Here is a 12,250-nt window from a genome sequence, read left to right as displayed (position 1 = left end):
AGAAGGAGAATCATGAGGAAAAAACCAGTTACATTAATAAGTGGTTATCTGGGAGCGGGCAAGACAACGTTGTTAAATTATCTGTTAAACCAGGCACAGGAAACACGTCTTGCTGTGGTTGTCAATGACCTGGGAGCCGTTAACGTAGATGCCAGGCTGCTTCGGGGCAAAAGCAGGCAGGATTTTCAAAATCCGGTGCTGGAGCTTACAAATGGCTGTATCTGCTGTGACTTAAAAGAAGATTTTATTCAGGACATCCGAACGCTTGCCATGGATGACTCGGTAGATGCAATTGTTGTGGAGGCTTCTGGTGTCAGCAGTCCCATGAGCATTGCCGATGGGTTTGAGGAAGAGGGAGAAGAATTTCCAGCATATCTGGATTCGGTGGTGGCTGTAGCCGATGGAAACCGGATTGCTTCTGAATTTCTGGAAGAATTGGAACAATATCAGACTTCCTATGAAACAGAGGAAGAAGATGTGATAAATCTGGTTATGGAGCAGATCGAGTTTTCTAATATTATTCTATTGAATAAATGTGATCTTCTTACATCGAAGGAACTGGAGCAGGTGGAGTCCATCATTAAAATATTGTCTCCGGAGGCGGAACTGATTAAGACAACCAACAGTGAAGTACCCCTTCACAAAATATTTAACCGGAGACTCTATGATTATGACCGTCTCCATGGAGCCTGTGCACTGAATAAAGCATTGGCAGACGGGGAGCATGACCATGATTATGGAATAAAGTCCTTTGTTTATGAGAGAGAGGAAGGGTTTGAGGAAGCCCGTTTCTATGACTGGATTGAGAATCATTATCCAAGGGAAATTATAAGAGCAAAAGGGTATATCCGCTTTTTTGACAGACCGGAAGAGACAATTCTTTTTGAACAGGCAGGAAACAGTGTTGCGATCACTCCGGTTCCTTCCGTTGAAGACTCAGAACAGGGCAGTCAGATTGTATTTATTGGAAAGCAGTTAGAGGAAGAGAAATTAAAAGAGTCCTTAAATGCCTGTATCAGACAGTAAAAAAGCCAGAGATTGTACGGTTGGAAAAACCGGAAGTCTCTGGCTTTTTTATTGTCTGATATAATGAATTCAATAGGCGATGTTGCGATTATCTTTGGACATTTCATCCAGGAATATATTCCACAAATCCACATGAAAATCCACTGATTTGGTGGTATTATCTGCAATTTCCTTCTTCAAAATCCGGTTTAGAATATCTGTCTGAAAGTAGTGGATTTTTTCCTGCTCATTGTCATGCAGATAAACAATACTCATTCCTTTGGAGCAGATTACTGCAATATTAGGAAAGTCTCTGCTAACCAGATGAAAATGCCCTTGGCTGATATAAGGGTTAAATCTCTTTAAATAATCAATCCGTTCCTCCTGGGGAATCTGGGTTGTACCGAGTAAGGGAATAATCGTAAGTCCGTTTGCCTGAAAAACAACGGTGGAATCAATGGTAAAATAAAAACGTGTTTTTTCGGTTAAAATGTTCTGCAGGTATGTAAGCATGGTATCTTTTAGAGGATCGTCGACGGAATCGGAAATTAATTCTTCCTTTCGAACCAGATATCCAATGGGAATAAAATTATATATTGCATCAATGGAACCGCCGGTCAGCCTGGAAAGCAGGGTGGAATCGGCGGAAAGCAATGCTTTTGCTTCTTCTCCGCTGTAGCTGATCTTTTTTCTGCCTTTCCGCATCAGAGCGGTGTAAAAGGTGTTGAGATAACTTTTCTGGGTAATAAAGGTCATCATCGGGGTTCCGTCAAGCTGAATGCCAAAAAGCAGGAGGTATTGTCCACGAAGGAGTAAAAAGGGGTTGCCGGTGTCCTCCTGAGTATCCAGCAGATTTAAATCTAAGTATTTTTGCACGTTTGCAATGGAGGAAATCGTGTCCAGATGGTAGAGTTCCTGAACCGATTCCAGTGCGGAAAAGTGCAGAAACTGATAAAATGGAATGTTTTCGTCTTTTTTTGAATCGGTGATTCTGATCCGGCTAAAGATATCAGAATATTGATGATCCATAAAAGGCAGGGTGCTGTAGAATTCCAATGGTTCTTTATTTCCATCAGTCAGGTAGTCTGATACGATGACGCAGAACAGATTCAAAACATTTTTCTTCCCCAAAAAGGTTGCTTCCCGGTCTGGATGAACTGGATTTCCGTCATTTTCATCTTCAAAGTCTTTGTCAATGGCATGTTCTATAGCACAGGACAAAAATATCTCCAACTCATATTTGGAATTAAAATCATAGATGACTGGAAATAAAGAAAAAAGTTTTGTGTAACATTGGTGACTGTAAAACACTTCTGCAAAATATGCTGCCGCCTGTCTGCTAAAGAGTCTCTTCTCTTTGATAAAGGGCAGTCTGCCGCCCTTTAGAATTTTACTTAACCCGCTTGGGGTCATATTCATACTGATTGCAAAATCAGTCTTAGCTGTCTGCGCAATATTAATAAGTCCTTCTAATAACAAACCAATTCTCATAGAATATCTCCCGTTTTTTCCTATCCTGGAAAAATAGTTACATAATTTTTCTGAACTTTACTATGTATTGTAACTTTATTTTCCCATTTTTTCAAGCATGAACTTTCCATACTGGGTATAATTTTTTTGAGGTTTTACTGGAATGATCTGGAAATAATCTCGAAAGAAGAGTATAGGAGGACAATGAGTGAAAAAAAAGAAGCGAAAGCAATACATAAGCTGGATGTTAATACTGATGATTATATGGAATATGATAATGCCTGTTCATACTGTTTATGCAGGTGAGATGGGAGCCGGGGCGGAGATGGCAGGAACAGATCTGGCATCTCCTTCCAGTGCGAGAAAGGAAACAGGCATTTCCAAAAAGGCAACCCATTCCAGTGCAGCGAAAGTCTCTGACAGGAGCAAAATCAAGCCAGGTGACCCTATGGCAACACCTGCCACCGCACTAAAAAATGAAATGGGTGAAGACAAGACGGGGGCTTTGGAAAACCTTAGAGCTGAATTAAAACAGGGTGAAGACAAGATAGAAGAAGGGGGAAAACTAAACGGGAAAGAAAAGGTTTCTGTTGATATCTTTTTTGATGTTCCGGTAGAGGGCGATGAACCCACGCCTCCTGTAATCATAAACAGAAATGATACGGCAGAATTTGATTTAAGTGATGGATTTAAGCTTTTAGAAGGAAAAACAGTTGAATTAAAAGAAAAAAGCGGAACCAATGTAATCGGTCATGCCAAAATTTCTTTGAACCCTGATACAAAAGTGGTTTCTGCTCATATTATTTTTGATGGAGACGAAGAAGTTTTTGATGGAACTTTAAATACAGTCAGCGGCTGGTTTCATTTGGACTTTGATTTAGATACCTCAGATATTCCCCAAAAAGAAGGGGAGAAACAGATTTATGTTCTTGATAAGTCATACACAGTGGTGATACCTCCTGTTGAAATTGTATATGAAGTGAAAAAGTCCGGCAATTTCAATATGAAAAATCATTCTGTAGAATGGAAGGTTGAGGTGAGTGCCAGTCAGGGCGGAGAAGCGGTTGATCTGGCAGGATATAAATTTTCAGATGATTTAAAGACAGTTGGAGAATATCTTACCGATTCCTTTCAGATAGGTGGAGAACCCAAAACCCCTGTGCACCAGGAAAATAAGCTGGAATATGTATTTCCTGCAGAATCGGTGGGGAAGCAGATTATCACTTTTGAGACAAAGGTTCCGGAAGAACTTTATTATGCTCTCACCCCACAGACCATTCGCAATAAGGCAGAGCTTTATAATGAAGAATATGAATTAAAAAAAGATGATGAAGCAATTGTTTATTGGGTGCCCAAGTGGATTGAAAAGAAGGGAGAACCAGGCGGTGAGGGAAGTGAAGGCATCTATAATCCCAAAGACAGAACCATTACCTGGACCATAATAGCCAATCAAAACGGCGTTCCCCTAAAGGGTGTAGTTATTACCGATGTACTTTCTCCGGAAATCAGGGAGTCAGGTAAAAAGCTTGAGTTTGCTTCTGCAAATTGGGAAATATGGAATGGCTCTTCTTATGAAAATTCCACGGAGATAGAACCCAACGAAAAGGGCGAATATGAAATCGGAGATATTGAATCTCAGATTCGGCTGACCATTGTTACAAAAGTTCCCAATGATGAAATTACTGCAGGAAAGACTACTTATTACAATGAAGCTTCCATGAAGTGGGAGGGAGCTGAAGGGGTAGGAACAGGAAAAATCGGAGTAGGAATTGGATACGATGCCATTCATAAGACTGGAAAAGCAGATCCTTCAAAGGGGACTGTTTCATGGACTGTAACAGTCAAGCCTCAAGGTCAGATCATTCCGGATGCAAAGGTATACGATCTCCTCATTTACGAGAATAGTGGGGTTGATCTCAGTTCTTTAACCGGAATTCCAAAAGGTATTAAAAATCAGGATCTAAAAGCCGGATATGGCTTAAAGTATAAAGCCGGCACTTTTAACGGTTCTGGTTTAGAACTTAAGGTTATTCCGATATTACAGGGAGAAGAGCGGGTCGGAGACCTTTTGGAAATCACTGGTTATGAAACATCAGAAGCCAGTTTTACTTACGAAACTGAGGTAATGAATCCGGCTGTGTTTACTTCTGTTAACGGTTCATCGGTTCAGAATACGGCTGCTCTTTTCAGCAAAGATATAAAGCTGAAAGAAGACACCCCCCGGGTTCCCTATAACAGCCGGATGTTATGGAAAGAGATGTTAAAACGGGAGGCAGTCAAAGACCCTCAGTCAGGTGTGAATAACAAAACCCAAAATTCTGCGGAAGGCTTTGACTACAAAGAAAAATCAGTTATATTCCGTCTCAATGTCAATGCAAATGGTTTGGATTTATCCCACAAGGAAGATGGAACAGGTGCCATGATGGGTTCCGTTACGGTAAAAGATACATTGCCAAAAGGCTGGATATTGGAAGAGATAGAAAAAGGTTCCCCGTATCTCATCTTTACCGGAGAAAAATCAGGTGATTCCAATGGCAGTATTACTGCCAGTCCCTCACAAGCAGTAGAGGTGGAAGGATTGACTCATGAGATCAGTGAAGATAACACTACCATTACCTTCACCTTTAAGAACCTGGATAAACCCTATGTAATCCTTGTGAAAGCAAAGCCAGATGCAGACACGGTGAAAGGATATTTTAATGACAATCAGACAACTACGGTAACAAACAGGCTGTCATTGACCACAGAGCGGTCTCCGGAGGTATCGGTTACCCGTGATGTACAGATTATCAGCAGATTGTTAAACAAATCCTCTTCGATTCCAGTTCCAGGAGTTCTGCTGTGGACCGTGGAGTATCAACCTTCTGAGATTTCAACAATGGCTCTCAGCCTGCGTGATACACTACCTGCGGGAATTGATGTCCGTATGAATCAGGCAGGTCAGCTTCTCATGAACGATGGGGAGGAAGATAATTTTAAAGTCAACGAAATGATTCTTCAGGCAGACGGATCTTACACTCCTGGTGCCGAGGTAGAATTAAAGCCAGGAAAGAATCTGTTCTATGACAATACGGCAAGGGAATTGAGATTTGATATTCCAGACCCTAAAACTGCATATCGTTTCAGTTACATTACAGATGTAACCGGAGAGCCGGGAAATGTGTCAAACAAGGTCCTGCTGTTTGGAGAGGATTCTCATAGTGTGGAAACCAGCCAGTCTTATGTAATTACCAATGCAGACGGTGGAGCCAGCATGAAGAGAAATGGATGGATTGCCATTACGAAAACAGACCCATTAGGAAATCCGTTAAAAGGTGCGGCGTTTACCCTCTTTGCAAAAGATAAAACAACCATAATCCGTAAAGGTGTTACAGGAAGTGATGGATTGTTAAAAATGAAAGTGATTCCTGATGGAGAATACATCTTACGGGAAACTGCTGCCCCGGCCGGATATGTATTAGACGGCACAGCCCATACCCTGGTTGTGAAACGGGATGGCAAAAAGGTAACTGCCTCTATTGATGGAAAAGAGGGGGAAAACAGCAATGCCATAACCATTGAAAATCATAAAGATGGTACGGTCGGAAATTTGAAAATTACAAAAACAGTAGCAGGTAATGGCTCTGACATCAGGAAAAAATTTGACTTTACCGTAACCTTTGATGGAAAAGCAGGTCCTTATTCCTATGTAGGCGATGGTGTTTTAGATGGAGTCATATCAAACGGCGGCAAGATTTCTCTTGCTCACGGAGAAAGCATTACCATACAGGGAGTGCCGAAGGATACTGGTTATGTGGTTACAGAAGCAGACTACAGTGCCGATGGTTATACCAGCACCAGTTCAGGCGCCCAGGGAATAATCCAGGCAGATGAAGTTCAGACAGCGGCTTTTATGAATACCAGAGAACTTACTCCTGGAACTCCATCAGAGCCGGAGAAACCCCAAAAGCCAGAGAAGCCAGAAAAACCCGGAAAACCCGGAAATTCCGGCGGAAATGAAAGAACCAGTAATTCTCCCGGAAAACCAAAGAAAGAGTTGGTTGACATAATTAATAAGGTTCCAGCTGGTAATATTACAACAGAACCGGAAGAAACCGTTAATTTATCAGACCAGGTTCCCAAAGGAGCAAAATGGGGGAATCCAGAAGGACTTCCTAAAACAGGAGAAGTGGGAATGGAGTCTAGAGCAATCTATGGAATCATTCTTATGACTACCGGTTTTGGAGCACTTTTACTATCCCTCTTGCTGTTAGTAAGGGCCCGGAAGGGAAAATAAGATAAAAAGACTGGAGCAGACCTAGTTGTGTCTGCTCCGGTTTTTTCATCCAATATAAGGAATTTCAACCATATTTTACTCTCTATGCAAGGAAAAACCATATGATATACTTGTAAAAACAGGTATAAGAAGGATGGTAAAATGAAGAAACGTAAGATGAAAACGATGATAGCTGCGATCTCTGCATTTCTGTTAACCGTAAGTATCTCCCAGGGCAGTTCCCCCGTATTTGCGGAAAATGAACCAGCTCCATCTTCCCAGCCGGTTTCATTAACGGAAACCCAGGAAGTGCCGGAAAAAAAGATCGTGGGATATTACGCGGCATGGGCTGCCTATTCCCAGTTTACTCCCAATCAGATCCAGGCAGACAAGCTGACCCATATTAATTATGCGTTTGCCAACATTGATTCCGATTTCAAACTGGCTCTTGGGTATCCGGACATAGATGGGGAGAACATCAGACAGCTCATGTCTTTGAAAGAAAAGAATCCGGATTTAAAGATTTTGCTTTCTGTAGGAGGCTGGAACTGGTCAGGGAGATTTTCCGATGCCGCATTGACAGAGGAAAACCGAAGGGCATTTGCTGACAGTTGTGTGGATTTTATTCTTCAATACGGATTTGACGGTGTAGACCTGGATTGGGAGTATCCGGTTGGCGGAGGCTTAGCCACCAACGGAAAGCGCCAAGAAGATAAAGAAAATTTCACTCTGCTTTTAAAAACGGTGAGAGAGAAGCTGGATACAAGAGGCAGCCAGGATGGCAGACATTACCTTTTGACCATTGCAGGGGGAGCGGACAGTTCTTATGTCAATAAGGTTGAATTAGCCCGGATTGCACCTTATTTAGACTATGCCAATCTTATGACCTATGATCTTCATGGTCACTGGGATTTACATACGGATTTTCTTGCACCCCTTTACAGCAACGATGATCCTTCCCCTCAGTACAAAACCAGTGTGGAGCAGGGCGTCAATGCCTGGCTGGAGGCGGAATTTCCATCGGAAAAGCTGGTAATGGGAATTCCGTTTTATGGATATCTCTATTCCTCCGTTACCGATTTAAACCAGGGAGTATACCAGAGGTTTGGGGGAGCAAGCTCCATTGGCTATCAGGCAATTAAAAATAATTATCTCAATCAGTCCGGATACACCAGATCATTTCATTCCCAGTCAAAAGTCCCCTGGCTATTTAATGGAACAATCTTTATCAGTTATGAGGACCCGGAATCCATTTCCTATAAATCAGGTTTTATTGACACGAAAAAGCTGGGAGGGGCCATGGTATGGGAATTGAGCCAGGACCCGTCGGGAGAATTGCTTGGTGAATTACATAAGGGACTGCATCAGCATTAGGTGTTCCTGTTTATTCTATATATAAATGTGTTTTCCAGTAAGCAGAAGCCATGGAGATAAAGTCTCTGGCTGCAAGGGTCAGATAAGTATTCTTCGGATAAACGGCACAAAGCTCCCAGGTGGCATTGTCTCCCAGGGAGAAGTAGGAGACATCCTCTCTTTTGGTGGCATAGCATCTTGGAATAATTGTTAAGCATCGTCCGTTTGCAGCCAGATGACGCAGGGTTCTCATGCTGTCTGATTCAAACATGACCTGAGGAGAAAATCCTGCTTTTTCAAAGAGAAGGTTTATGATGCTTCGCATGGTTGATGTTTTTTTAACCAGACTGAAAACATCGTTTTTACATTCTGCCAAAGACAGAAAAGGATATTTTTCATCGGTATTACTCAAGGAGTGCGCCAGCGGATGGGTTTTAGGGACGCAAAGGTAAAAGGGTTCCCACAAAATGTGTTCGTAAGTAAAATGTTTGTACTTGTGATCTGAAATGGTATGAAAGCCCAGATCAAGACGATTGCTGTCCATCATTTTCACCTGAGAATCCACAGAGGCTTCGATAGGCAGAAAAACAGTGTCCGGATACTTTTTATGAATGTCTTCATAGATGGCAGTGAACATCTGAATACCTCGTTCCGGTGTCAGACCGATGGCAATGGAACTGTTCCAGTGTCTGGATAAGTCCTGGATCTGTTTGTAGGTTTCCTGTTTAATGGTTAAGATCTTTTTGCCGTTTTCCACGTAGAGTTTTCCGATCTCCGTCAGTTCCCAGTGGTTTCTGATCCGAATAAAAAGAGGGGAACCCATCTCCCGTTCCAGTTTAAGAAGCTGCTGATTCAGTGCAGACTGGGTAACGTATAATTCGTCGGCTGCACGGGAGATGCTTTGATGCTTGGCAATAGTCAGAATATATTCAATTAATTTTGTGTCCATTTGATATCCTCCTGATTTTTGGAATGAAGTTAAGAAAAACTAAACATTATGTTATTTTAATTAAGTTGATTTTTATATACCTTATTTATATAATAAAAGTGCATAAAAGAAAAGTGTAAAATGAAAAAATAATAGACAAAAATCCAAAAAACAGTGATGGAGGTAATGGATGATGGAAAAACCGCTTTTTATTCAGGTGAAACCCCAGGATAACGTAGGGATCGCCATTCATGATCTGGAAGGAGGGACGGAGATTGTATCTGGAGTTTTTACCCTTTCCCCAATTCCCCAATCTCATAAAATTGCCCTTTGTGAGATTAAAAAAGGAGAACCCATACGGCGTTATGGCGTGGTTCTTGGCTATGCGAAGGAGGATATCAAAGCCGGAGCATGGGTAAATGAGCATATGCTCATTCTGCCGGAATCTCCAGAACTTCACAACATGCCCTATGGAACCAATGTGGTTGCAATGGAAGAATTGCCAGAGCCTCCGGTTAAGACATTTATGGGATATGACAATGGAGAGGGATATGCGGGAACCAGAAATATACTGGGGATAATGACCAGCGTCCAGTGTGTGGCAGGCGTGGCAAGAGTTGCAGTAGAAAGAATAAAGAAAGAACTGCTACCCAAATACCCCAATGTAGAAGATGTGATTGCAGTCACCCATCCTTATGGCTGTGGGGTTGCAATCAAGGCACCCAGGGCGGAGATTCCCATTCGTTCGCTCAGAAATATCATCAGGCATCCAAACTTTGGCGGACAGATCATGCTGTTGGGACTTGGCTGTGAAAAGCTGACTTATGACCAGCTTCTGGAGCCGGAAGAAATCACACCGGAAAACTGCCTCACCATTCAGGACTGCCATGGACATGATGAGATGATGAAGCAGATTCTTAATATGGCTGAAAAGAAGTTAATGAAGCTGAATGAACGGCGCAGAGTAGAACTGCCTTTAAAAAAGCTGTTAGTGGGAATGCAGTGCGGAGGAAGCGATGCGTTCAGCGGTCTGACAGCCAATCCAAGTGCAGGCTATGCTGCCGATATGCTGGTAAGAGGCGGTGGAACGGTATTATTCAGTGAAGTGACGGAGGTTCGTGACGGCGTTCATCTGCTGGCGGAGAGATGTGTGAATGAAGAGGTAAGGGACCGTCTGGCACAGGAAATGAAATGGTATGATGATTATCTGGCAGAAGGAGGAGTGGACCGGGATGCCAATCCAACTCCAGGCAATAAGATGGGAGGACTGGCGAATATTGTGGAGAAAGCCATGGGCTCCATTGCAAAATCCGGTACAGCTCCTATTGTGGAAGTGATCGGACCTGGAGAACGGCCATCCACTCACGGTCTGGTATACTGTGCAACTCCTGCATCTGATATTGTCTGCGGTCCTTCCCAGCTTGCAGCAGGAATAGGGCTTCAGGTGTTTATGACAGGAAGAGGAACTCCTTATGGACTGGAACTGGCACCAGTCATTAAAGTCTGCAGCAGAACAGAGATGAAGGAGCACTGGTTTGATATGATTGATATCTCTGCCGGTAAGATCGCAACCGGAGAGAAGACCATTGCAGAAGTGGGAACAGAACTGTTTGAATATATGATTGATGTGGCATCAGGAAGAAAAAGACCCTATAGTGATCAATATGGATTCCATAATGATCTATGTATTTTTAACCCTGCGCCAATCACCTGATTATTAATTTTAATAAAGGCAATAATACTTAGAGTGGGATTCAAAAGAATCCCGCTCTATTCTTCTGTACGGGGGATTTTGGTTCTTACCAAAATGACAGAATAAGACATTTTTCGACAGATATAAAATGTGCGAAAATTCGATTGAATTTTTTGTCGTTTTATGTTAGAGTATTAGTCATGTTAAGATATTGTTAAATGGCGGTGATATAGTATCATAGGGGGATAACTATTTTCATAAAGGACAACCATATGACAAAGAATGGATTATTAGAATATGTAAATAAATATAAGGAAGAGTTGAGGATGCAAGGGCGCATGTTGTTTGCAACACCAGAATTGGGGTTTTGTGAACAGGATACGGCCCGACTCATCGCTTCTTTTTTTAATGCCCATAAGATTCCTTATGAGGAACACATCAGCAGAACCGGGATAAAAGTCACCTTGGGAAGCGGAAGCGGATATCATATCGGTGTGCTGGCAGACATGGATGCCATGCTGGTCAAAGGACCGGAAGGGGAGATGAAGATTCATTCCTGCGGTCACAGCGTACAGGTAACCATGCTGATGGCTCTTGCTCTTATTTTCAGCGAGAGCGGATTTATGGATAAGATAAATGGGAAATTAACCTTTTTATTCACTCCGGCAGAAGAATTCATCTGTCTGGAGGACAGGAAGCGTTATGTGGAATCAGGGGAAGTAAACTATCTCTCCGGGAAGCAGGATATGATTGCAAAAGGTGTCTTTGACGGCATGGATTGTGTGTTGTCTGCTCATATTAATGGAGAGGAAGGAAGGGTTTTTGATGTGAATTCCACCCTGGCAGGATTTACGAGAAAGCAGGTGGTTTTCCATGGAAAGGCGGCTCATTCAGGAGCAGCACCTTATCTTGGACGCAATGCCCTTCATGGGGCAACTCTTGCAATACAGGCTCTGTCTTTCTTAACAGACCAGTTTGCACCGGAACAGGGAATCAGACTGTATCCGCTGCTTACAAAAGGAGGAGTTTCTTCCAATGCCATTCCGGATGAAGCGGTGATTGAATCGGATTTAAGGGCCAATCAGACCGATACTTTGCTGGAACTGGAAGAAAAATTTGACTGCTGTGTAAACGCATGTGCAAAAGCGCTTGGTCTGACCTGTGATATCATTGACACCATCGGCTATATGCCTTTAAAACAGTCGGAAAAGATCAATGAAGCCGTATTTGCGAATATGAAGCTATACTGCAAAGAAGAACTAATTGAGCGCAACGTAATATCCGGTGCGGCAGGAGATATTGGAGATGTGGGGTATTTACTTCCTACCATTCAGTTTGGTTTTTCTGGAATGAAGGGAAGATTCCACAGCCATGATTTCGAGATTGTGGAGGAAGAATTTGTTTACGGCGATGTCATTAAAGTGATGGCAGGCACGATTTACGATATATTTATGAATCCGGAGTATCAGGTAAAAACAGAATCATATAAAGAACGAAAAGAATTTTATTTAAAAAACTGGCTGCGTGAGACGAATAATTGAGAGGT

The 12,250-nt window shown here is 42.4% G+C and carries 7 protein-coding genes; 5 read left to right on the top strand and 2 right to left on the bottom strand.

All coding sequences use genetic code 11. The features are described from left to right. Window positions 1-12 precede the first annotated feature (12 nt). Window positions 13-1,026 carry a GTP-binding protein gene (locus FAY33_RS11065; protein WP_185967588.1) on the top strand — a complete coding sequence of 338 codons (1,014 nt, stop codon included), beginning with the start codon at window positions 13-15 and terminating at the stop codon, window positions 1,024-1,026. Window positions 1,027-1,095: 69 nt separating this feature from the next. Here the strand turns inward: FAY33_RS11065 and FAY33_RS11060 are convergent, their stop codons facing one another. After that, window positions 1,096-2,496, bottom strand: coding sequence for a hypothetical protein (locus FAY33_RS11060; protein WP_143321288.1), 1,401 nt, complete (start codon window positions 2,494-2,496; stop codon window positions 1,096-1,098). Between the two features lie 187 nt (window positions 2,497-2,683). Here FAY33_RS11060 and FAY33_RS11055 point away from each other — a divergent pair, with 187 nt between their 5' ends. After that, a complete protein-coding gene (locus FAY33_RS11055) occupies window positions 2,684-6,751 on the top strand; it encodes a SpaA isopeptide-forming pilin-related protein (protein WP_143321287.1) in 4,068 nt (1,355 codons plus the stop codon). Between the two features lie 141 nt (window positions 6,752-6,892). Then, a complete protein-coding gene (locus FAY33_RS11050) occupies window positions 6,893-8,104 on the top strand; it encodes a glycoside hydrolase family 18 protein (RefSeq protein ID WP_143321286.1) in 1,212 nt (403 codons plus the stop codon). Window positions 8,105-8,114: 10 nt separating this feature from the next. Here FAY33_RS11050 and FAY33_RS11045 read toward each other — a convergent pair whose 3' ends face one another. Beyond that, window positions 8,115-9,032: a LysR family transcriptional regulator gene (locus FAY33_RS11045; RefSeq protein ID WP_143321285.1), complete on the bottom strand. Its 918-nt coding sequence runs from the start codon at window positions 9,030-9,032 to the stop codon at window positions 8,115-8,117. 169 nt (window positions 9,033-9,201) lie between these two features. On the opposite strand from FAY33_RS11045, the gene garD reads away from it, so the two are divergent. Next, window positions 9,202-10,725 (top strand): galactarate dehydratase, encoded by a 1,524-nt coding sequence (gene garD, locus FAY33_RS11040; RefSeq protein ID WP_347562684.1) that lies wholly within the window; start codon window positions 9,202-9,204, stop codon window positions 10,723-10,725. Window positions 10,726-10,976: 251 nt separating this feature from the next. After that, window positions 10,977-12,245: an amidohydrolase gene (locus tag FAY33_RS11035; protein WP_243126701.1), complete on the top strand. Its 1,269-nt coding sequence runs from the start codon at window positions 10,977-10,979 to the stop codon at window positions 12,243-12,245. The last annotated feature ends 5 nt before the right edge of the window (window positions 12,246-12,250 follow it).

This window comes from Clostridium sp. HBUAS56010 (assembly GCF_007115105.1).
In the GTDB taxonomy this organism is placed as follows: Bacteria; Bacillota; Clostridia; order Lachnospirales; family Lachnospiraceae; genus Lacrimispora.
This window is presented reverse-complemented; position numbering and strand designations above follow the sequence as displayed.